The organism is Nonomuraea sp. NPDC049486, from assembly GCF_040676925.1.
Lineage (GTDB): Bacteria > Actinomycetota > Actinomycetes > Streptosporangiales > Streptosporangiaceae > Nonomuraea > Nonomuraea ferruginea.
On the sequence record NZ_JBFAPV010000009.1, the window covers coordinates 264,183 to 285,492 of the forward strand.

Sequence of the window (21,310 nt, forward strand, 5' to 3'; positions counted from 1 at the left end):
CCGCCGACGAGCGGCGTTCAACTGGAGAGCTGTTGCGGTGAATGGTCAATTGAGTACGACGAACGGTAGATCGGCCTCTCACCGTCCCACCGCTCGTGGACGGACAGCGCTGTCAGGCGTTCCCCATCCGCTCCAGCGCGCCGCCCAGGTCCTTGATCAGCGTCTCGGCCGGTTCCAGGCCGACCGAGAGCCGCACCAGCCCCGCCGGGATGCCCATGGTCGCCCGCACGCTCTCCTCGGTGGACAGCGCCGGCGCGTTGACCAGGCTCTCGAAACCGCCCCACGACACCCCGACGCGGAAGTGGCGCAGCTCGTCCAGGAAGGCGGCGACCTCGTCGCGCTCTTCGGTGGCCAGCTCGAAGCTGAACAGGCTGGAGAAGCCCGACATCTGGCGCAGCGCCAGCCGGTGCCCGGGATGCGAGGGCAGCCCGGGGTGGTTGACCCGGCGCACCGCCGGGTGGCCCTCCAGGAACGCCGCCACCGCCAGCCCGCGCTCCTGGTGCGCGGCCATCCGCACCGGCAGCGTGCGCAGTCCCCTGATGACCTTGGCCGCGTCGTGCGGTGACATGGCGGCGCCGTAGAGCTGGTACTCGGTCAGGGCCAGCGGCCTGACCAGCCGGGACGGGCCCGCCACCACCCCGCCCACCAGGTCGCTGTGGCCGCCCGCGTACTTCGACAGCGAGTGCACCACCAGGTCCACGCCCATGGTCAGCGGCTTCTGGAAGATCGGGGTGGACCAGGTGTTGTCCATCACGGTGACCAGGCCGTGCCCGGCCGCCCAGCGGGTGACGGCGGGGATGTCGAAGATCTCGTACCGCATGTACGAGGGAGACTCGAAGTAGAGTAGGCGAGTGTGGTCCTTGATAGCGCTGTCACACGCGTCGAGATCGACCACATGCGTATGCGTCACGCCGAACTTCTCCAGGTAACGCAGAAACTGGGTGGTCGGCCCGTACACCGCGCCCAGCACCAGCACGTGATCGCCCGCCGACACCAGCGAGGAGATCGTCGCGGAGATCGCGCCCATGCCGGAGGCGAAACACTTGGCGCGCTCGGCCCGCTCCAGCGCGGCCAGCTTGCGCTGCGCCAGGTCGACGGTGGGGTTGGTGCCGCGCCAGTAGACGTACCGTTCGTCCTCGTTCCTGATCGCCTCGCCCAGCTCGGCCGCGTTGGCGAAGGTGAACAGCGAGTTCTCGAAGATCGGCGGGTTGACCGCGCCCAGCATCCAGGGCTCGTCCTCGCCGAGGCGTCCGCAGATCCATTCATCGTCCATGAGGGGACACTATGACAGCGACCCCGGGGAAACCGACCATGGTGGACGTCGCCCGGCACGCGGGCGTGAGCCTCAAGACCGTCTCCCGGGTGGTCAACCAGGAGCCGCACGTGAGCGCGGCGCTGCGGCAGCGGGTGCGGGCGTCGATCAGCGCGCTCGGCTTCCGGCGCAACGAGGCGGCCAGCCGGCTGGCGCGCGGCGCCACCATGCTGACGCTCGGGCTGATCATGGAGAACATCTCCAACGAGTTCTACTCCCGCCTGGCCAAGGCGGTCGAGGCGGCGGCGGCCGAGCACGAGGCGCTGGTCGTGTTCGGCTCCTACGAGGAACGGCCGGAACGCGAGCGCATGCTGGTGGAGTCCATGTACGCGCGGGGCGTGGACTCGCTCATCATCGTCCCCTCCCCCGCCGACCATTCGTGGCTGGCCGGGCATCCTGGGCTGGAGGCGGTGTTCGTGGACCGGCTGCCGCCCGGGCTGGAGGGGGCCGACGTGGTGGCGCTGGACGACGTCAGGGGCGGGCTGATCGCGACCGAGCACCTGCTGGCGCGCGGCCACCGCCGGATCGCGCTCATCTCCGACGACGACGGGCTCAGCTCGGTGCACGACCGCGCGACCGGCTACCGCACGGCGCTGGGGGCGGCGCTGGACGAGTCCCTGGTGGTGCGCGGGGTGTTCGACCCGTGGCGGGTCTCCCGCGAGGTGGAGCGCCTGCTCGGCCTGCCCTCGCCGCCGACGGCGTTCTTCGCCGCGAACAACCGGGCCGCGATCGGCATCCTGCAGGCGCTGCGCGAACGCCCGGAACGCCCCGCGTACGTGGGATTCGATGACTTCGCGCTGGCCGACGTGTTCGACCCCGGCGTGACCGTGGTCCGCTACGACGTCGACCGGCTCGCGCGCGGCGCGGTGGACCTGCTGCTGGACCGCTCGGGTGCGGGCCGCCGGGTCAAGATCCCGGTGGAGCTGGTCGCGCGCGGCTCCGGCGAGATCCCGCCGCCCTAGCCCGGCCCTCCGGCGGCGAAGGCGGTGGCGTACGCGGTGCCGGGGTCGACCAGCACGCCGTAGCCCTCGGGGATGAGGTCGAGCAGGTCGCGGCCGGTGGCCGAGAAGAAGCGCGGCTCCGTCTCGTCCTTGCCTGCCGCCGCGAACGCGGCCAGCGCCTCGGGAAGGGTGAACGCCGGCACCAGCCCGGCCCCCGGCGGCCCGACGGCGACGACGCCGGGGCTCTCGGTGGCCTGGCAGTAGAGGCGGGTGCGCAGGAAGGCTTCGTAGGTGGACCTGCTCACCCGGACCGGCTCCTCGCCCGCCAACGTGGCGATCGAGTTCTCCAGCCGCAGCAGGTAGGCGAGCCAGCCGGAGCCCGCGCCGCCCCTGGAGGCGGCGTTCAGGCCGTCCGTGAGGTCGTCGATCTCCTCCGGGACGAAGCCGGTGACGTGCAGGAACGCCGCCAGGACGTCCTCGGGGGCGCGCCCTGGGCTCGGCCGCGCCAGCACGGCCACGTCGCGGCTGCCCTGCCACCACGGCTCCACCAGGGCCACCTCGTCTCCGGAGTTCAGCCGCATGGGCTGCCAGCTGCCGCCGCCGGCGAATCCGTAGAAGGCGCCATGGAGCCGGTGGGCGGCCTCCTGCCCGTCCAGGTGCAGCCGGGCGATCGCCCGGAAGTCGCCGAGGTCCGGCGACGGGTCGTGCCGCATGACCAGGAAGGGCAGCTCAGGCCAGGGTCGCAGGAGGTCCATGTGCTCCAGCACCCGGCGCAGGAAATCACGGATGTCCTGCTCGTCATGCGGGACGGGCGGATCCGGCAGCAGGTCGAGGAGACGTTCTCCGGAGTCCAGGGCCTCCTGGAGCGCCTCGTACTCCTCCTCGCGCGTGAAGCCGCCGAACGGCTCCAGCACCAACCCCCCGGCCCTCCACCGGACGAGGTCGTCGTCCCAGACCGGCTTGAACTGCACGGTGTAGAGCAGGGACCAGACCACGCGGCGCCAGCCCCACGGCGGCGGCAAGTCACCCACTGGTGTATCCCTCCTTGATCACGCCTTCGAAGTCCACTCCGGCTCTTCGCAGGCGGTCGATGGCCCGCTGGAGATCCTCGGGGCCGGGGCGGTAGTGACCGCTATGACGGGAAACTGCCTTCAGGACCCCATTCTTCACTTCGAGGTCTCCGGCCGCCGCCACTTCGCCACCGCGCAGGAAGCTGGAGTGGTGGAATCTGCCTACGGTGTGCTCCGGGTTCGCGTAGAGGTTCCCGTATCGATCCATGACGAAGATGGCGCGCCCCTCTCCCGAGAAGTGGGCACTCGCCTCGCTGGTGTCGAACGGCTTCCCGGTCACGTCGTAGAGCTTCCCGTCGTGGACCACCAAGCGTTTGCTCTCAAGCTCTTGAGCGTCAAGGTACTGCACGCCGGTGCGCTCCTCCCCCACGTGCTGGCGCCGCATCGGGATGGTTCTCAGGGGCGGGCCGTCGGCGGCGGTCCTGGGCGGGGGGATCGGGGAACCGTCCGGGAGGCGGGGACCGGCCCGCGTGGCCGCGCCGGTGAGTCGGCCCGCGCGGGTGGCGGCCGTGCCGGCCCCGAGCAGGACCTCGGGGATGAGGCGGCCGAACCAGCGGGCCGGGTTCTCCGTCAGCGTCTTCCAGTCGACAGCGGACTTGGCGAACTCCAGCGGGTGCTCGGCCGCGAACTCCCCCGCGTCGTACGCCGCCCGCGCGCGCTCCACCGGGCCGGAGGGGTTGGTGATGAGGCCGCCGAGCGAGTGCTCCCAGCCGAACCGGGCGGCGCCGATGACGGCTTCGGCGGCGCCCTGGGCCAGGGGTACGGCCACGCGCTCCGCGTACTGGTGGGCGAGGCCGCCCGCGGCGGGCACGAGGCCGGCCACCTGGTCGGCCCAGAAGGCGCCGACACGGGCCAGCGTGTCGGTGACCCCGTCGGTGACCGTCTCCGTGACCGTGTCCGTGACCGTGTCCGCTACCGTCCCGTTCGCCGTGCCAGCCGCCGGATCAGCCGCCGTGCCAGCCGCTGTGCCGGTGGCCGGGCCGGGTGCCGTGCCGGTGGCCGGGCCGAGGGCGGGGCCGTCGAAGGCTGACTGCGGGGGTGGGTCGGGCGCGGGGGCGGGGGTGGTCTTGAGCAGGTCGGCGCGGCGGCGGCGCAGGTCGGGGCGCTGGTCGGCGAGCCAGGCGCCGGCGCGGACGACGTCCTGGCCGGGCGCGCTGTCGAGGCCGACGCGGACGAGCGTCGCCGCCAGGCTCTGACCGGCAAGCTGCCAGGATTCGGCGACCTCGGCCAGTTCGGCGTCGATGGCCTGCATGAGGTCGGGGTCGCCGCCCACGAAGCCCCCGGGCGGCTCGCGCAGCGGCACGGGCGGGCGGCGCGGGTGCGGAGCTGGCACGCGAGGCGGGTCGCCGCGGGCCGTGGCGAGGCGTTCGACCTGGCGGAAGGCCCGGGTGAAGGCCCGGCCGACCTCTGCGCACCGGTCCACCAGGCCGGCGTGTAATCGGGCGGCCCTGGGGCCGAGCAGCGCGCCGTCGCCGAAGAGCCGGAAGGCCCGGTCGAGCGCGTCGCCCTGCTCCTCGGCCAGGCGGGCGACGGCGCGCAACGCCTGCGCGGCCTCGTCCGGGGTGGCCATGGCGTACCCCCGCCTGTCGGTGGACACGCCGAGCGTAAGGAGGCCGCGCGGTTCCTATGCTGCGATATTCCCGTTTTCTATGGGATCAGGACGACCGGGGACGCCAGTCGCCGCGGTCGAGGTCGAGGTTCTCCGGGGTGTGCAGGCGGACCATGATCCTGGCCACGCCCCTGGGCACGCGGTGCTGGGTGACGAACGACACCACCACCATGACCAGGAACGCGATCGGCACGGTCCACGCGGCGGGCTGGGCCAGCAGCGCGCCCAGCATGCCGTCGTACGGGCCGCCGGTGATCGTGACGAGCACCGCCAGGCAGGCCAGCCCGCCGCCGGCGAACAGCCCCGCCAGCGCGCCGGTCGTGGACAGTCTTCGCCACCAGATGCCGAGCACCAGCAGCGGGCAGAACGACGAGGCGGCCACCGCGAACGCCAGCCCGACCACGTCGGCCACCGGCAGCGCCCGCGCCCACAGGGCCAGCGCCAGCGGCACCGCGACCGCCATCAGCGTGGCGATCCTGAACGAGCGCACCCCGCCCTTGAGCAGGTCCTGCGCGATCACGCCGGCCACGGAGACGGTCAGCCCCGAGGAGGTGGACAGGAACGCGGCGAACGCTCCGGCGGTGACGAGCGCGGTCAGCAGGTCGCCGAGGGTGCCGCCGATCATCCGGGAGGGCAGCGTCAGCACCACGGTGTCCGTGCGGACCAGGTCGGGCGCGTACAGCCGGCCGAGCCAGCCGTACACGGCCGGCAGCAGGTAGAAGGCGCCGAGCAGCGACAGCACGACGAGCGTGGTGCGGCGGGCGGCCCGGCCGTCGGGGTTGGTGTAGAAGCGGACGAGCACGTGCGGCAGCCCCATCGTGCCCAGGAAGGTGGCCAGGATCAGGGAGTACGTCGAGTACACCCCGTACTCCCTGGGCCCGCCCAGCGGGGTGAGCCAGAGTTCGGTGTCCTCCGCGCTCAGCGGGGGCGCCCCGTCGGCCCGCCAGGCGAGCAGCAGGAACACCACCGGCACGGCCAGCGCGGTCAGCTTGAGCCAGTACTGGAACGCCTGCACGAACGTGATGGACCGCATGCCGCCCGACAGCACGTTGAGCACCACCACGCCGGCGACCAGCAGCCCGCCCGCCCACACCGGCGCCCCGGTGATCGTCCGCAGCACCAGGCCAGCGCTCTGGAACTGCGGCATGAGGTACAGCCAGCCGATGAGCACCACGAGCACGCTGGCGGTGCGCCGCACCATCATGGACTCGAGCCGGGCCTCGGCGAAGTCGGGCAGCGTGTAGGCGCCCGAGCGGCGCAGCGGCGCCGACACCAGCACGAGCAGCACCAGGTAGCCGCCGGTCCAGCCGACCGGCAGCCACAGCATGTCGACGCCGTACGACAGGATGAGCCCGGCGACGCCCAGGAACGACGCCGCCGACAGATACTCGCCGCCGATCGCCGAGGCGTTCCACAGCGGGCTGACGGTGCGGGAGGCGACGTAGAAGTCGGAGGTAGTGCGGGAGACGCGGATGCCGAACGCGCCGATGAGCACGGTCGCCACCACGACGATGAGGACGGCGGCCAGGCTCACTGGATACCTACAGGCTGGAGGCCCCGTCGTTCAGGGCGGGGAGGCGTGGGCGGGGTGAGGGGTTCCGGATCGTCGCCGTCCCTGACGAGGTGAAGTCGTACCGCGTTACCCGCGACCGCGCGGGTCGCTGGCATGTGGCGTTCGCCGCCATCCCCGATCCCGTCCCGGCGCCGGCTACGGGCGAGGTCGTCGGCGTGGACCGGGGTGTGGCCGTGTCGGCCGCTTTGTCCACCGGAGAGATGCTGAACGCTCCCGGGCTGCGCGACACGGAGAAGGCACGACTGCGGCGGCTGCTGCGCAAGCTCGCCAGGGCCACGCGCGGATCGAACCGGCGCGCCAAGGTCAAGGCCGCCATCGCCCGGGTGAAGGCGCGCGAGAGCGACCGGTGCAAGGACTGGGTGGAGAAGGTCAGTACGGGCCTCGCCCGGCGGTTCGACGTGATCGCCGTCGAGGACCTGAAGATCGGTGCCATGGCCCGGTCGGCGCGCGGCACCGTCGAAGCGCCCGGGCGCAATGTCCGGGCCAAGGCGGGGCTGAACCGGTCGATCTTGGCCGCCGGATGGGGCGGTCTCGTCCGACGCCTGGAGGACAAGGCGCCCGGGCGGGTGGTGAGGGTCAGCCCCGCGTACACGAGTCAGCGGTGCTCGGCGTGCGGGATCGTGGACCGGGAAGCGCGTGAGAGCCAAGCGCGTTACCGGTGCCGATCGTGTGGATACGCCGGCAACGCCGATGTGAACGCGGCCAGGAACATCGCACACGCGGCAGGGCATGCCGTGTCCGCGCGGGAAGGGCCACGGGTTGCCGGGCCGGTGCACCGCGAACCTCAACGCGACCTCCTCCTCGTGGGGTAGTTGCGGTTGGAATCCACGTGCTTCAGCACGGGGAGGATGTCAAGGACGGTCGACCAGGTCGGCGAAGTGGCGCTCGTTGCGCTCGGCCTGGCGCACGTAGAGCCAGGCCCCGATGACGAAGGCCGGGTAGATCAGCCCTGCCAGCACGGCCCACGGCAGCGGGATCCCGAGCACGTCGACCTCGGCGAGCTCGGGGATGAGCAGGAACAGCAGCGGCAGCCCGCACACCACGCAGGCCAGCACGGTGCAGACGAACATGGCCAGCCGGAACTGGGTGCGCAGCAGCGAGCGCATGTAGACCTCGCCGAGGTCCGTCTGCTCGTCGATCTCCCGGGTCGCCGGGAAGCGGGGTCTGCGCGTGGCGGCGGTGTGGGGGCTGGTGACCGCCACCCGGCGGCCGGGACGGGGTTCAGGGCTCACAGGTCTGACGTCTCCTGGGGCAGTGGCTCAATAGGATCTCCCCTTCCCTGGCGCGGCTCATTCGGGCCTGTGCCGCCGGGCTCGGCGGACGAGGAGGTCGCGCAGCTCACGGGTGTGGCGGCGGCTGACGGGGATCTCGGTGTCACCGACGCGGACCGTGCACCGGCCGGAGTCGATGTGCAGCTCGACGATGTGCTTGACCGCGACCAGGTGGCTGCGGTGCACGCGGACGAACCCGGCCGCCGCCCACCGCTCCTCCAGCGTGGCCAGCGGGATGCGCACGAGGTGGCTGCCGGTGGCGGTGTGCAGGCGGGCGTAGTCGCCGTGCGCCTCCACGTAGATGACGTCGGCACTGGACACGAACCGGGTCACGCCGCCCAGCTCGACCGGGATCGTGTCGGTCTCGGCGCCGTCGACGGGCACGTCGGCCGAGACCGCGACCCGTCTGATCGCCTCGGCCAGGCGTTCCGGGCGCACGGGTTTGAGCAGGTAGTCCTCGGCCTTGATCTCGAAGGCGTCGACGGCGTGCTCCTCGTACGCGGTCACGAACACCACCCGCGGCGGGTTGGCGAACTGGGACAGCAGCCTGCCCAGCACCACCCCGTCGAGGCCGCGCATCCTGATGTCGAGGAAGACCGCGTCGATCGGCCGGCCTTCGGCGATGGCCCGGTCCAGCAGGCGCAGCGCGGCGGCCCCGTCGCGGGCGGTGGCCACCTCGCCGATCCGTGGGTCGGCGCGGAGCAAGTAGGAGAGATCTTCCAGGGCGGGAAGTTCGTCGTCCACCGCGAGCACCCGAAGTTGCGCCATGTACAGTGATAAAACCGACAACAAAGATCCAGGTCAACGGGCTGAGACGCCTGGGTGATATTTCGGCAACCTGACGTTGACCTTCGTGCCCGCTCCGCGGCCCGTCTCGACGACCAGCCCGTACTCGTCGCCGTACACCTGACGCAGCCGCAGGTCGACGTTGGCCAGCCCGACGCCGCCCGCCGGCATGATCTCACCTGCGAGGATGCGCCGCAGCCTGTCGGGGTCCATGCCGAGACCGTCGTCCTCGACGCTGATGCGGCACTCGGCGCCGGCGTCCTCCGCCATGATCGCGATGCGGCCGACGCCGTCCTTGCTCTCCAGGCCGTGCCTGACGGCGTTCTCGACGAGCGGCTGCAGGCACAGGAACGGCACCGCGACCGGCAGCACCTCCGGCGCGATGCGCAGCGTCACCTGGAGCTGGTCGCCGAAGCGGGCGCGCTCCAGGATCAGGTAGCGGTCGATGGAGCGCAGCTCCTCGGCGAGCGTGGTGAACTCGCCGTGCCGTCGGAAGGAGTAGCGGGTGAAGTCGGCGAACTCCAGCAGCAGCTCCCTGGCCCGCTCCGGGTCGGTGCGGACGAACGAGGCGATCGTGGTGAGGGAGTTGTAGATGAAGTGTGGCGAGATCTGCGCGCGCAGCGCCCGCACCTCGGCCTCCATCAGCAGCGTGCGGGAGCGGTCGAGCTCGGCCAGCTCCAGCTGGGAGTCGACCCAGCCCGCCACCTCCTGGGCGGCGCGGACCAGCCCGGCGGAGGCGTGCTGGCCGTAGGCGGCGAGCGTGCCGACGACCCGGTCGTCGGTGGTCAGCGGCACCACCACGGCCTGCCTGATCGGGCATTCGAGCAGGTCGCAGGAGATGCTCAGCACCTGCGTGCGACCGTCTTCGAGCGTCGCGCGGGCGTGCTCGAACGCCTCCCCCGCGTGGTGCTCGCCCTCGCCGTCGTACACCAGCAGCCGCTCGCCGTCGGTGATCGCCAGCGCGGGCGAGCCGAGCAGCCGGCGCAGGTGGCGCGAGGCGCGGTCGGCGCCGTCGGCGGTGAGGCCGGCGCGCAGCGGCGGGCCGGCGAGCGAGGCGGTGTGCAGGGTCTCGAACGTGGCGCGCTCGGCCGGGCTGGTGCCGAGCTCGCGCCGGCCGCGCAGGACCCGCCACAGCACGATCGCGGGCACGGCGACGATCGCCGCCACGACCGCGATGCCGACCAGGAGCTCCACGGCTCAGCCCGCGGTGAGCGCGCCGGCGACGCGTCCGGCGTAGTCCTGCGCCTCCTCGGGGGAGGCGTACTTGGTGCGCGGCCAGAAGAAGCCGCGCAGGCCGTCCTTGGGGTTGCGCGGGACGACGTGCACGTGCAGGTGGGGGACGCTCTGGCTGACGCGGTTGTTCATCGCGACGAAGGTGCCGCCCGCGCCCAGGCCCTCCTCGACGGCGCCGGCCATGGCGCGGACCCGGTCGAAGAAGGGGCCGACGTCGGCGAGGTCGGCCAGCGTCTCGATGTGCGCCCGCGGCACGACGAGCACGTGGCCCTTGAAGACCGGGCGGGCGTCGAGGAACGAGACGGCCACCTCGTCCTCGTGGACGAGGGTGGCGGGCCGCTCCCCGGCGATGATCTCGCAGAACAGATCGGTGCTCACCGGCGCACCCTACTCCACGGCCGTCGCCGGGGTCGCCTGTCTCCGCACGGTCACCCGGGCAGCGAATCGGGCTTCGGCGGGTCCCTGGGGACGGCGTACGGCTCCTGCTCGGCGGGCTTCCCCTCGGCCACCCGGCGCTCCCTGATCAGCTCGGCGTCCAGCTCGGCGCCGAACAGCAGCGCCATGTTCGACAGCCACAGCCAGATCAGGAAGACCACGACCGTGGCGAGCGTCCCGTACGTCTTGTTGTAGGAGCCGAAGTTGGCCACGTACACGGCGAAACCGGTGGAGACGATCAGCCACAGGACGACCGCCAGCAGCCCGCCGGGCGTCAGCCAGCGCACCCCGGGCTGGCGCACGTTCGGCGCGGCCCAGTACAGCACCATGATCAGGCCGACCGCGATCAGCGCGAGCACCGGCCACTTGGCCACGTTCCAGACGGTCACCGCGGTCTCGCCCAGGCCGAGCGCCTCACCGGCGAGGCGGGACAGGTCGCCGGTCAGCGTGACCGCGACGGCGGCGGCGGCCAGCAGGACCATCAGCATGATCGTGAGGCCGAGCCGGAGCGGGGTGAGCTTGTAGAACGGGCGGCCCTCGTCGATGTCGTAGATCTCGTTGCAGGCCCTGATGAACGCCGCGATGTAACCGGACGAGGACCACAGCGCGACGGCCAGGCCGAGGATCGCCGCCAGGCCCGGCCGGCTCGCCTGCTGGACGCCCTGCAGGCCCTGGGTCAGCAGGTCGCGCACCTCGGCGGGGGCCAGCGTGACCACGTTCCCGAAGAGCGTGCTCGCGTTCTGCTGGCCGAACAGGCCGAGCAGCGACACGAACACGATCAGGGCGGGGAAGATGGACAGCACCGCGTAGTAGGTGAGCGACGCGGCCAGGTCCTGGACGCGGTCGTTCTTGAACTCCACGGCCGTGCGCCTGACGACGCGCCACCAGGACCGGCCCGTCAGCTCGGCGGGGGTCTCGGGGGGTGTCACGTCATAGGCCCCGGCGGCGCCGGTCGGCACGGCGGAGGATCAGCGCGACCACCGCGCCGGCGACCGCGAATCCCAGGACCGGCCGCAGGTAGTCGTTGCCGGCGGCGTTCTCCCGTGCCTTGTCCTTCAGTTCGAGTGCCCTGCCGGACATCTCGGCCGCCCTGACCCTGGCGGTCCCGCCCATCTCGGCCGCTCTGGTCTTCGCGGTGCCGCCCATCTCGCCGGCCCTGGCCTTCGCCGTGCCGCTCATCTCGGCCGCCTTGGCCTTAGCGGTGCCGACCATCGCGGCGGCGCGCTCCTTGGCCGACTCGGCCGCCTCGGCCGCCCGGCTCTTGACGTCCACCTTGTGGGCCAGCGCGCTCACGGTCTCGCCGAGTTCGCGGCGGGTCTCCCTGATGCTCTCGCGGACCTGTTCCTCCTCGTCGCCGCTCACGGCGGCCCGGCGCGCGCGGTCGGTGAGCGGCGTCGCGATGGAGCCCCGGTCCTGGTAGGGAGTGGTCGACTCGGGGACCCGCGTGCCGCCGCCGCGCAGCGACTCCTCCTCCACGGCGCGGGAGTGGATCGCCTCCGCGCGGTCGTCCGGCTCCGGCCCCTCGGGGATGAACGTCTCGTGCGGCTCGCGGCGGAGCTCCGCCTCGTGCGCGTTCTCGGCCGCGCCGCCGCGTGTGACGGGCACGTTGATGGATTCGGGGTCAGTCGGGGTGCCGACCGTCGCCCTGCGTGAACCCACGTCGCCCGCGTACTGGTCGTCGGAGTATCCCGGGTTCGTCTCACTCATCGGTGTGCTCCCTCCCTGACCGCGCCGATGTCGGCCTTCACGCTGGCGATCGTCTCCCTGGGAACGGGCGGGGTGGCCTGCTGGACCTGCTTCTTGCCGGCCAGGCCCAGCACCGCCGCGGTCGCGAGCAGCACCACGGCCACGATCGCGGCCGCCAGCCAGGCGGGCATGACGAGCGCGAGCAGCATCACGACGGCCGCCACGAGCACGGCGCCGCCGAAGAGCCCGACGATGCCCGCGGCGCCCACGATGCCGGCGCCGAGGCCGGCGCGCTTGCCCTTGCGCGTGAGTTCGAGCTTGGCCAGCCGGAGCTCGTCCCTGACGAGCCGGGAGACCTGCTCGGACAGATCGCTGACTAGTTTCTGGGTGTCGTTCACGACGTCGCCTCCTCCGTCGAGGAGTGCGCCTACCCACCTATACCGCCTTCTATCACGACCCTTCAGGCCGGTGATCAGCGCGGATTCCGGGCAGCGCGAGGCCGCGCGACCGCTCGGGCCGCGCGGGCCGCGCGGGCTCTCTCAGCGCTTGGCGGCGCGCAGCAGGAAGCCGACGACCCGTACGACGGGCGAGGCGGGCGCCTCGCACCAGTTGGCGGGCTGCTTCGGCTTGCTCCACGGAGAGGGGAGCTCGCACGAGGGAGCCTGCGGCTTGGGCCGCTCACACCACGATCCGGGAGGATTCATACTTCCACTGTACAACCGGGCATCACGCTTTCAGCGGCTGAATGGAGCGGGACGCGCGCACGACCGCCGCGAGGGCGTCCGGGTCGGCGGTGCGTTCGTACACGTCCAGCGCGGTGTCGGCCAGCTTGATCACGTGCTCGTCGCCGTGCGCGACGGCCCGGTCGAACGCCTCCTGCGCGGAGCCGGGCGCGGCGGGCAGCTCCCGCCCGGTCACCGGCCCCGCGGGCCCGTACGCGGCCGTGACCGCGGCGGCGGCGGCCCACGCCGCGTCGAGGCTCGGCACCCAGAGGGAGGCGGGCAGGGCGGGCAGCGTGCGGAGCACCGCCGTGGGGGCGGTCGCCGAGTGGATCAGCATGACGGGCGAGCCGTGCGCGTGGGTGAGATAGCGCAGGGTGGCGGCGTCGGCCAGCGCGGCGAGCCGGTCCCTGGCCTCGCCGGCGCCCGAGGCCGGGGCCAGCGCGGCGACCGACGGCTCCCAGCCGCCGGTGCCGGCGAGCTGGCGGAGCCGGTGGTCGATGTCCCGGCTCTGGTCGGCCACCCGCGGCACCCCGGCCAGCGCGCCCGACGGCGTCTCCGTGCCGGATGGCGGGGCCGCTCCGGCCACGGGCTGCCAGCGTGCCGCCCAGTAGCCGAGCGCCTGCCCCAGCTCGGCGAGCCGCGGCCCGTCCTCCAGCTCCAGCAGGGCGTGGACCGCGTGGCCGGTGCGGATGACGCCGTGGGTCGCCCCGGCCGCGATGCCGGGCAGCAGCCGCGGCCACCACTCCTCCAGCACGGCCCGCCACGGCCGTTCCTTCGTCTCCCGCTCGAAGAACCGCAGCCAGTCGCCGAGCCGTCGCGGGTCGCCCAGCGCTTCACGCCAGTCGTCCCCGATCGCGCGGGTGCCGCCGGGAGCCTCCTCCAGGCGGGCGGTGTAGGCGTCCAGCCAGCGGTGGACCTCGCGGGCGTGCCCGCGCCTGACCATCGACTCGACCGCCATCGGGCCGTGGTTGCTCAGCCAGCCGTCGAACTCGGGGCCGGTGCGGTGCAGCCGCTCGAACGCCTCTTCCAGGGTGCCGCTGTCGTCCATGCACCCGACGCTAGCCCCGCCCGCCCCCGCCGCGCCTCGGTCCATGGACCTAGGCGCCCTCCTCCGTTCGTCCTATGACGGATCGCCGGAGCTCCGGCGGGTAACCTGCCGGGGTGCTGGTCGTACACGGGGTGTGGGCGGGAGAAGGGCTGGCCTTCTGGGCGGAGCAGCCCGCGCGGGCTGCGGGCGGGCCCGGCCGGCATCCGTTCGCCGCGCCGGTCCCCGCGCTGCGGGAGGCGCTCGGCGTCGACGGCGGGGACGAGCCGGAGCTGGCGCTGCTGCTGCCCGGGACGGCGAAGGAGCCGATGCCCTCGCCCGAGACGGGGCGGCCCGCGACCGCGACGCGGCCCCGGTTGCGGGTGTGGCGGGTGCCCGCCGTGGTGCCGCCCGTCTCGGCCGCCCTGCGGGTGGTGGACGCCTGCGACGGCAGCGCCACCGTCCGTCACTGGGCGGCCGCCGCCGGGTTCGCCCGCGACCTGGTACGGCGCGGCCGGGTGGTCCCGCGGCTGGTGGCGGCTCCCGGCGGCGCCTGCCGTGCGGTCTGGGAGCCGGTGGTCACCCGGGGTGACGCGGCGTACTTCAGGGAGCTGGCCCTGGCGATGCCGCCCGCGTCCCGTACCTCGGAGGTGGAGCGGCCGTCCGGGGAGGTGCTGTGGGAGGCGCTCGGGGCGTTCACCGACGCGCTGGTCCGTGAGGCGCTGCCCGAGCCGCTCGTCGAGCGGGCGGTGACGGCGCGCGAGCGGTGGCTGGCCGCCCTGACCGGCCCCGACGGCTCGTGCCCCGACGTGCCGGGTCTGCGCGAGGAGCTGGACCGGTGGCGCGAGACGGTGGTGAGCGCCGAGGGCGCCGCGCGGGTGTGCTTCCGGCTGGTCGAGCCGGTCGAGGAGGACGAGGCCGACCGTGACCTCGACGCGGGGTGGCGGGTGGAGCTGGCTCTGCAGGGGGTGGAGGACCCGAGCCTGTACGTGCCCGCCGTGCGGGTGTGGCGCGGGGAGCCGGTGGCCGGGGTGCCGGCGGCGGAGCGGGAGCTGCTGGCCGGGCTCGGCCGGGCGGTGCGGCTCTATCCGGAGCTGGAGCGGGCGCTGCGCGTGGCCGAGCCGGGCGAGCTGGTGCTCGACACCGCGGGCGCGTTCGGGTTCCTCAGGGAGGCGGCGCCGCTGCTGCAGGCCGCCGGGTTCGGGGTGCTGCTCCCCCGCTGGGCCGGGCGGAACCGGCTGGGGCTGAAGGTGACGGCCAGGAGCAAGGACCCGGGGGCGGTGGCCGGGCAGGGGCTGGGGCTGCGCGAGCTGGTCGGCTTCCGGGTCGACCTGGCCGTGGCCGGGGAGACGATCGGCGAGGAGGAACTGGCCGAGCTGGCCCGGTTGAAGGTGCCGCTGGTCCGGGTGCGCGGCCGGTGGGTGGAGCTGGACGAACGGCAGCTGGCGGCCGCGCTGCGGGTGGTCGGCGGCGAGCGGGCCGGTGAGGCCCCGGCGGCCGACCTGCTGCGGCAGGTGGTCCGGGGCGACGGCGAGCTGCCGCTGCTGGAGGTGGACGCCGACGGGGTGCTCGGCGACCTGCTGTCCGGCGAGGCGGAGCGGCGGCTGCGGCCGATCGGCACGCCCGCGGGCATCGACGCGACGCTCCGCCCGTACCAGGAGCGGGGGCTGGCCTGGCTGAGCTTCCTGTCGGAGCTGGGGCTGGGCGGGATCCTGGCCGACGACATGGGGCTGGGCAAGACGATCACCACCCTGGCGCTGCTGGTCCACGAGGGGACGGGGCCGACGCTGCTGGTGTGCCCGATGTCGCTGCTGGGCAACTGGCAGCGGGAGGCGGCCCGGTTCGCGCCGGGCCTGCGCGTGTACACCCACCACGGCCCCGGCCGCGACCCCGCGCTCACCGCCGGCGCCGACCTGGTCCTCACCACGTACGGCACGGCGCAGCGGGACCTGGAGGCGCTGCGCGAGGTCTCCTGGCGGCGGGTGGTGTGCGACGAGGCGCAGGCGATCAAGAACAGCGGCACGCTCCAGGCCAGGGCGGTCCGGGCGATCCCGGCGGCGCAGCGGCTGGCGCTGACCGGGACCCCGGTGGAGAACCACCTGGCCGAGCTCTGGTCGATCATGGAGTTCGCCAACCAGGGGCTGCTGGGGACGCGGGCCGGGTTCAGGGAGCGGTTCCAGGAGCCGATCGAGGCCCGGCAGGACGAGGAGGCGGCGCACGCGCTCAGACGGGCGACCGGGCCGTTCATCCTGCGGCGCGTCAAGACCGACAAGTCGGTGATCAGCGACCTGCCGGAGAAGCTGGAGATCAAGGAGTGGTGCCCGCTCACCACCGAGCAGGCGTCGCTCTACCAGGCGGTCGTGGACGACATGCTGGGCAAGATCGACGGCAGTGAGGGGATCGAGCGGCGCGGGCTGGTGCTGGCTACCGTGGCCAAGCTCAAGCAGGTCTGCAACCACCCGGCCCACCTGCTCAAGGACGGCTCCCGGCTGGCCGGCAGGTCGGGCAAGCTGCAGCGGCTGGAGCAGCTCGCCGAGGAGATCCTGGCCGAGGGCGAGAAGGCGCTGGTGTTCACCCAGTACACCGAGTTCGGCGCCATGCTCCAGCCCTACCTGGCGCGGCGGCTGGACCGGCCGGTGCTCTGGCTGCACGGCGGCCTGCCGAAGAAGGCCCGCGACCGGCTGGTCGACCGCTTCCAGGAGGACGGCGAGCCGATGCTGTTCCTGCTGTCGCTCAGGGCGGCGGGCGTGGGGCTCAACCTGACCGCCGCCAGTCACGTCGTCCACGTCGACCGCTGGTGGAACCCCGCCGTCGAGGACCAGGCCACCGACCGCGCCTTCCGCATCGGCCAGCGCAAGAACGTGCAGGTCCGCAAGCTGATCTGCGCCGGCACGCTGGAGGAGCGGGTCGACGAGCTGATGGAGCGCAAGAAGGCGCTGGCCGAGCGGGTGGTGGGCACCGGCGAGGACTGGCTGACGGACCTGTCGACGCGGGAGCTGCGCGAGGTGTTCCGGCTGACTTCGGAGGCGGTGGCCTGAGATGCGGTACGGGACCCCGATCAAGGTCGAGGGCGGCCTCCGCGCCCGGTCGAGGCGCGGCTCGATCGGGTCGGCGTGGTGGTCGCGGCGGTTCATCGACATCCTGGAGCGCGTCTGCGACCGGGGCAGGCTCTCACGCGGGCGCGGCTACGCCAGAGCCGGGCAGGTGCTGTCCATCGACCTGTCGCCCGGCCTGGTGTCGGCCGCCGTGCAGGGTTCGCGGCGCACCCCGTACGAGGTGACGATCGCGATCGAGGCGTACGGCGAGGAGCGCTGGGAGACGCTGGAGTCGGCGATCGCCGAGCAGGCGGTCTACCGGGCCAAGCTGCTGGCCGGGGAGATGCCGGAGGAGATCGAGGAGCTGTTCGCCTCGGTCGGCGTCGACCTGTTCCCGCGCGATCTCGACATGGACTGCTCGTGTCCCGACTGGGGGTTCCCGTGCAAGCACGTTTCGGCGGTGCTGTACCTGCTGGCGGAGTCGTTCGACGAGGACCCGTTCCGGGTGCTGGCGTGGCGCGGGCGGGGGCGCGCGGAGCTGCTGGGCTCGCTCGCCGCCCGGCCCGCCGCGGGCGTCCCGGCGGTGGCGGACGTGCCGTTCGCGGAGCGGCTGGCGGACTTCTACACGCCGGGCGGCAGCGCGCACCCGCCGGAGCGCCGCCCGGCGGGCTCGGACCTGCTCCCCCGGCTCTTCCCGCCGCCAGCGGACCTGGCCGCCCCGCTCGGCGTCGCCTACCGCCGGCTGGGTGAGTGAGCCGGGGTCAGCGGTCCTCGAAGTCGGCCGGGACCATGACGCGTACGCCGTTGGGCACCACGCGAAGCCTGATCGGGGTGCGGAGCCGCACCTCGCCGTCGACGTCGGCGGCCATCGGCGGGTCGGTCTCCAGCAGCATCTCCCGGCCGGTCACGAAGGGGCCGCCGGCCAGGCTCCGCCACCGGCCCGTGGTGGCGCGGGCGAGCGTCTCGACCAGCAGCCGCAGCTTCTTGCCCGAGCCGAGCTGGTAGGCGACGAGCATGCCGTCGTCGATGCTGATGTCGCGGGCCACCTGCCAGCCGCCGTGGAAGCGGCCGTTGGCGATGTTGAGCTGGTGGGTGAGGAGCTCGTGGCGCTGCCCGTCGACCGTGATGTAGGCCCGGAACGGGCGGTGGCCGGGCAGGATCGTGAGCGCGGTCAACGGGTAGGCGGGCCGGCCCACCCACCGCTTCAGCCACGGCCTGACCTTGCCCGCCACCTCCACCGACACCCCGAAGCTGGCCAGGTTGGCGAACGGCCGGTCGTCGGCCATGCCGAGGTCGATGTCGGCCACCTTGCCGGTGGCGAACACCCGGATCGCGCCCGAGAGGTCGAGCGGCAGGCCGAGGCTGCGGGCGAAGTTGTTGGTGGTGCCGAGCGGCAGGACGCCGAGCGCCACGTCGCGGTGGGCGACGTGGCGCACGGCTGAGGAGAGCGTGCCGTCGCCGCCGCCGACGATCAGCAGGTCGGGCCCCGTCGCCAGGGCCGTGTCGAGCAGCTCGCGCAGCCGTTTCGGGTTGTAGACGCCGATCTCGGCCAGCGGCTCGAAGCCCAGCTCGTGGACCTGCTCGATCACCTCGAAGTAGTGGCGGCGGCCGCGTCGTGAGCGAGTGTTGATCACCACTGCCACACGGCGATCCTTGAGGATCGCCGCGGTGTGCTCGGCCTTGGTGCGCAGTTCGCTCATGGTCATCAATCGTAGGTCCAGAAGCCCCTGCCTTCGCACGGCGACCGTGTGAAGACAGGGGCTCGCGACCCGCCTGATCTACTTCTTCGGCGGGGTCACCTGGACGATGGCGCCCAGGTCGCCGGGGAGCGGGCTGATCAGCTTGATCCCCACGCCCAGCGCCTTGCCCTCGTCCCCGGGGTTACCGGAGCCGAGCACGTGGCCGCCGCCGATGTCGAGGCCGTAGTACTCGGTGGCCGGGGTGCCGTCCACGTTCACCACGCGGGTGCTGTACGGCTGGTCGCCCTTGGACGGGACGACGGTGGAGGCGTCGAAGTCCCGGTAGAACAGGCCGCCGTCCTGGACCTCCAGGCCGGGGTACCAGGTCTTGGCGTCGGTGAACTCCTTGACGCCCTTCAGCCCGCCGATCTGCGTGCAGTACTCGCTGAACGGCTCGTCCGGCGCCTCCAGGCACTCCTTGAGCGGGTAGGTGTTCCTGAACGAGAACGCCGCGTTGGACGTCTGGGTGCGGCCTTCCATGTTCTTGTGCCTGGTCGGGTCCTTCGCGGCCGCCTCGCCGGTGCGGCGCAGCGGGTCGAAGTGGGAGTCGACGAGCAGCAGGGTGCCCTTGGAGCCGATGCTCGGCGCCGCCTCCAGGTTGTTCACCAGCACGTTGTTGGTGTAGGTCGAGTCGCGGTACCAGACCAGCAGGCCGGGCGCGTTGTACTTGACCTTCTCCACCTTCCACGCCCCGTCACGCGAGTACGTGGTGTCGTAGGCGTACTGCAGGCCCTTGTCGAACCCGTCGAAGTTGCGCCACTCGGCGAGGTAGAACCGCTGGATCTCGCGCTCGCCGTTGTTGATCGTCCAGCCCTGGCCGCTGGTGTTGGTGAAGGTGCCGCCGGTGGCCCGCCAGCCGTTCTCGCCGCCCTCGACGTCGTCGCTCCACACGGTGGCGCCGTCGCTGGTGAGCTCGAAGTCGTCGGCGTGCCAGCCGCGCGGGGTGAAGGCCGCGTCGGTGTTGTACGTCAGCCGCAGCTTGATCGATTGGCCGGCGAACGGGGTCAGGTCGACGTAGTCGTGCCGCCAGCCGCCGGTGTCACCGGTGATGCCGTACTTCTTGTCGCCGAAGGTGGCGAGGTTCTTGTTCGGGTCCGGGTAGTCGTCGGGCGTGGTGATCTCGTCGCCGGCCTCGTCGAAGACCTTCTGCTGGGCCCAGGTCGAGCCGCCGTCGGTGGACACCTCGACGAAGCCGAAGTCCCAGTCGGACTCGATCTCGTAGTTGTTCCACATCCAGAACCGCACGTCGGACCCGGCGGGCACGTCGATGTCGCGGCCCACCGAGACGTTCGCCCACTCCTGGTCCATGCCGGACCACCAGGCGTTGCCGCCGCTGTGCGGGTCGACCATCTTGAGCGGCTCGGAGGCCAGGTTCACCCGGACGCCGTCCTGGGTGAGCTTCGGCGTGCGGGAGGACTGGCCGACGGTGACCAGGCTCTTGCGGTCACCCGGGTCGAACACCTTCGGGTTGGCCCAGCCGAGCACCCACTTGTCCCACAGGCCCATGTGCGTGGGCATGGACTGGAAGATCGGGCCGGAGTGGGAGCCACTGGACATCAGGTCCCAGAAGTCCACCGCGGAGCTGCCCGCGCCGGAGGTGTCGTACAGGTCGGGCAGGCCGAGGTCGTGGCCGTACTCGTGGGCGAAGACGCCGACGCCGGAGTCCTCGGGCTGCACGATGTAGTTGGAGATCTTCATGTCGGTGCCGGGCACCTGGTAGCCGCCGGCGACCGCGCTGGAGTGGGCCCAGATGGCGTAGGTGCCCTCGGCGCCGCCGTCGGAGGACTTGTCCTTGCCGGCGTGGACCAGCACGAGGTGGTCGATCACGCCGTCGGGCTCGGCGAAGTTCCCGTCGCCGTCGGCGTCGGAGACGTCCTCGAGGTCGTAGTCGGCCCACGGGAAGTCCGGCTGGGTCTGGGCCAGCACGTCGACGGCGTCGATGGCGAGCTGGCCGGCGCCGAGCGGGTTGTCCGGGTGGCCGGACATGTCCTGCGGGTTGCCGCCGCAGGCCGCGGCGCCGTACCAGGCCTCGGAGTGCGGGGCCTTGATCCAGCCGACGGCGGAGCCGGTGACGGAGTAGGCGCCCTTGGACATCTCCTCGTACATCTTCTTCAGCGTGAAGCCGGAGATGTCGATGCCCGGCCTGCCGTCGCGGGGGTCCTTCAGGTCCTTGCGGACGCGCTCGGTGATGCCCTTGTCGGTGTAGAGCATCTTGTTGAAGTGCTCGGGGCTGAAGTCCTTGACCCAGAAGGAGTTGTTGTCCTTCTGCGGCAGCGTGGCCGGGTCCGGGATGTTGTTGTGCAGGGGGCCGTTCTTGAGCGTGCCGGCCGGCTCGACGAGGCAGTCGTCGGGGGCGCTGTCGACGGTTCGCAGCCGGTTGTAACCGGAGAAGTCGTCGTCGGCGTTCTCGTTGAACTCGACCAGCAGCGTCAGCAGCTTGGCGGTCCTGGTCTGCTTGGTCTTCTTGAAGATGAAGTCGGCGGGGTTGCGGCCGGTCCTCAGGGCCTCCTGCTCGCGGGCGGCGAGCACCCGGGCGGCCGCCGGGTTGCCCAGGCTGTGCTTCTGGTCGATCTCCCGTGCCCGCGACCGTGAGCGCTTGTCACCGCCCGGCGCGCCCGGCTCCTCGGGCGTGGCCTCGTCCCTGGGCGGGGCGTAGTTGATGTAGAAGTCGGACGGACCGGGCTCGTAGCGCGCCACGGAGGACGCTTGCGCGGTGGGCGCCGTGAGGGTGGCGCCCAGCAGGACTACTGCCGAGATCGTGGCTAAGAGGCGCGTCTTTCGGGACACCGAGTACCCCTTCTGCCCGGGGTCGCCGGGCGATGGCCGGAGGGTTTCGCAAGCCGGACGGTAGACCCCGGATAAACTCGGCGTAAA

The 21,310-nt window shown here is 72.5% G+C and carries 19 protein-coding genes; 4 read left to right on the forward strand and 15 right to left on the reverse strand.

What is annotated here, in order from left to right:
• Positions 1–112 precede the first annotated feature (112 nt).
• Complete coding sequence (locus tag AB0K05_RS26380; RefSeq protein ID WP_364232472.1) at positions 113–1,273, reverse strand: PLP-dependent aspartate aminotransferase family protein; 1,161 nt, start codon at positions 1,271–1,273, stop codon at positions 113–115.
• Between the two features lie 11 nt (positions 1,274–1,284).
• On the opposite strand from AB0K05_RS26380, the gene AB0K05_RS26385 reads away from it, so the two are divergent.
• Complete coding sequence (locus tag AB0K05_RS26385) at positions 1,285–2,274, forward strand: LacI family DNA-binding transcriptional regulator (protein WP_148030601.1); 990 nt, start codon at positions 1,285–1,287, stop codon at positions 2,272–2,274.
• Here AB0K05_RS26385 and AB0K05_RS26390 read toward each other — a convergent pair.
• From AB0K05_RS26390 to AB0K05_RS26400, 3 genes are read right to left on the reverse strand one after another with little or no spacing between them, the layout of a single operon-like run.
• Complete coding sequence (locus tag AB0K05_RS26390; protein WP_364232475.1) at positions 2,271–3,284, reverse strand: SseB family protein; 1,014 nt, start codon at positions 3,282–3,284, stop codon at positions 2,271–2,273. The genes AB0K05_RS26385 and AB0K05_RS26390 overlap by 4 nt on opposite strands.
• The gene (locus AB0K05_RS26395) at positions 3,277–4,920 is read right to left on the reverse strand and encodes a hypothetical protein (protein WP_364232478.1); all 1,644 of its coding nucleotides are present in this window, start codon (positions 4,918–4,920) and stop codon (positions 3,277–3,279) included. Before AB0K05_RS26395 ends, AB0K05_RS26390 begins: the two co-directional genes overlap by 8 nt.
• 58 nt (positions 4,921–4,978) lie before the next feature.
• On the reverse strand, positions 4,979–6,466 hold the full coding sequence (locus tag AB0K05_RS26400) for a cation acetate symporter (RefSeq protein ID WP_148030599.1): 1,488 nt from the start codon (positions 6,464–6,466) through the stop codon (positions 4,979–4,981).
• Between the two features lie 89 nt (positions 6,467–6,555).
• On the opposite strand from AB0K05_RS26400, the gene AB0K05_RS26405 reads away from it, so the two are divergent.
• Entirely contained in the window at positions 6,556–7,317 is a 762-nt protein-coding gene (locus AB0K05_RS26405) for a transposase (RefSeq protein ID WP_364232481.1), read from the forward strand.
• A 39-nt stretch (positions 7,318–7,356) separates the two neighbouring features.
• Here the strand turns inward: AB0K05_RS26405 and AB0K05_RS26410 are convergent, their stop codons facing one another.
• The 9 genes from AB0K05_RS26410 to AB0K05_RS26450 all read right to left on the reverse strand — a co-directional run bounded on the left by AB0K05_RS26410 (position 7,357) and on the right by AB0K05_RS26450 (position 13,686).
• A complete protein-coding gene (locus AB0K05_RS26410) occupies positions 7,357–7,737 on the reverse strand; it encodes a hypothetical protein (protein ID WP_219545426.1) in 381 nt (126 codons plus the stop codon).
• Positions 7,738–7,794: 57 nt separating this feature from the next.
• Entirely contained in the window at positions 7,795–8,544 is a 750-nt protein-coding gene (locus AB0K05_RS26415; RefSeq protein ID WP_148030597.1) for a LytTR family DNA-binding domain-containing protein, read from the reverse strand.
• Positions 8,545–8,577: 33 nt separating this feature from the next.
• The gene (locus AB0K05_RS26420) at positions 8,578–9,756 is read right to left on the reverse strand and encodes a histidine kinase (RefSeq protein WP_271280225.1); all 1,179 of its coding nucleotides are present in this window, start codon (positions 9,754–9,756) and stop codon (positions 8,578–8,580) included.
• A gap of 3 nt (positions 9,757–9,759) precedes the next feature.
• Positions 9,760–10,173: an HIT family protein gene (locus AB0K05_RS26425; RefSeq protein ID WP_148030595.1), complete on the reverse strand. Its 414-nt coding sequence runs from the start codon at positions 10,171–10,173 to the stop codon at positions 9,760–9,762.
• A gap of 50 nt (positions 10,174–10,223) precedes the next feature.
• Complete coding sequence (locus AB0K05_RS26430; RefSeq protein ID WP_271280226.1) at positions 10,224–11,159, reverse strand: YihY/virulence factor BrkB family protein; 936 nt, start codon at positions 11,157–11,159, stop codon at positions 10,224–10,226.
• Between the two features lies 1 nt (position 11,160).
• Positions 11,161–11,937: a DUF3618 domain-containing protein gene (locus AB0K05_RS26435; protein ID WP_148030593.1), complete on the reverse strand. Its 777-nt coding sequence runs from the start codon at positions 11,935–11,937 to the stop codon at positions 11,161–11,163.
• The gene (locus AB0K05_RS26440; protein WP_148030592.1) at positions 11,934–12,314 is read right to left on the reverse strand and encodes a phage holin family protein; all 381 of its coding nucleotides are present in this window, start codon (positions 12,312–12,314) and stop codon (positions 11,934–11,936) included. Before AB0K05_RS26440 ends, AB0K05_RS26435 begins: the two co-directional genes overlap by 4 nt.
• 141 nt (positions 12,315–12,455) lie before the next feature.
• Positions 12,456–12,620 carry a hypothetical protein gene (locus AB0K05_RS26445; protein ID WP_187281066.1) on the reverse strand — a complete coding sequence of 55 codons (165 nt, stop codon included), beginning with the start codon at positions 12,618–12,620 and terminating at the stop codon, positions 12,456–12,458.
• A gap of 22 nt (positions 12,621–12,642) precedes the next feature.
• Positions 12,643–13,686: a questin oxidase family protein gene (locus tag AB0K05_RS26450; RefSeq protein ID WP_219545421.1), complete on the reverse strand. Its 1,044-nt coding sequence runs from the start codon at positions 13,684–13,686 to the stop codon at positions 12,643–12,645.
• Positions 13,687–13,799: 113 nt separating this feature from the next.
• On the opposite strand from AB0K05_RS26450, the gene AB0K05_RS26455 reads away from it, so the two are divergent.
• A complete protein-coding gene (locus AB0K05_RS26455; RefSeq protein WP_364232487.1) occupies positions 13,800–16,700 on the forward strand; it encodes an SNF2-related protein in 2,901 nt (966 codons plus the stop codon).
• 1 nt (position 16,701) lies between these two features.
• Positions 16,702–17,451 carry an SWIM zinc finger family protein gene (locus tag AB0K05_RS26460; protein WP_364232490.1) on the forward strand — a complete coding sequence of 250 codons (750 nt, stop codon included), beginning with the start codon at positions 16,702–16,704 and terminating at the stop codon, positions 17,449–17,451.
• A gap of 7 nt (positions 17,452–17,458) precedes the next feature.
• Here AB0K05_RS26460 and AB0K05_RS26465 read toward each other — a convergent pair whose 3' ends face one another.
• Together AB0K05_RS26465 and AB0K05_RS26470 are read right to left on the reverse strand one after the other, a co-directional pair.
• Positions 17,459–18,397 (reverse strand): diacylglycerol kinase family protein, encoded by a 939-nt coding sequence (locus tag AB0K05_RS26465; RefSeq protein ID WP_148030588.1) that lies wholly within the window; start codon positions 18,395–18,397, stop codon positions 17,459–17,461.
• 78 nt (positions 18,398–18,475) lie between these two features.
• The gene (locus AB0K05_RS26470) at positions 18,476–21,223 is read right to left on the reverse strand and encodes an immune inhibitor A domain-containing protein (protein ID WP_364232494.1); all 2,748 of its coding nucleotides are present in this window, start codon (positions 21,221–21,223) and stop codon (positions 18,476–18,478) included.
• Positions 21,224–21,310 lie beyond the last annotated feature (87 nt).

What these genes read in the sequence shown, in the direction of transcription:
- AB0K05_RS26450 (WP_219545421.1), bottom strand. Translation starts at nt 13,686, where the DNA reads ATGGACGACAGCGGCACCCTGGAAGAGGCGTTCGAGCGGCTGCACCGC.
- AB0K05_RS26445 (WP_187281066.1), bottom strand. Translation starts at nt 12,620, where the DNA reads ATGAATCCTCCCGGATCGTGGTGTGAGCGGCCCAAGCCGCAGGCTCCC.
- AB0K05_RS26465 (WP_148030588.1), bottom strand. Translation starts at nt 18,397, where the DNA reads ATGAGCGAACTGCGCACCAAGGCCGAGCACACCGCGGCGATCCTCAAG.
- AB0K05_RS26385 (WP_148030601.1), top strand. Translation starts at nt 1,285, where the DNA reads ATGACAGCGACCCCGGGGAAACCGACCATGGTGGACGTCGCCCGGCAC.
- AB0K05_RS26415 (WP_148030597.1), bottom strand. Translation starts at nt 8,544, where the DNA reads ATGGCGCAACTTCGGGTGCTCGCGGTGGACGACGAACTTCCCGCCCTG.
- AB0K05_RS26460 (WP_364232490.1), top strand. Translation starts at nt 16,702, where the DNA reads ATGCGGTACGGGACCCCGATCAAGGTCGAGGGCGGCCTCCGCGCCCGG.
- AB0K05_RS26380 (WP_364232472.1), bottom strand. Translation starts at nt 1,273, where the DNA reads ATGGACGATGAATGGATCTGCGGACGCCTCGGCGAGGACGAGCCCTGG.
- AB0K05_RS26435 (WP_148030593.1), bottom strand. Translation starts at nt 11,937, where the DNA reads ATGAGTGAGACGAACCCGGGATACTCCGACGACCAGTACGCGGGCGAC.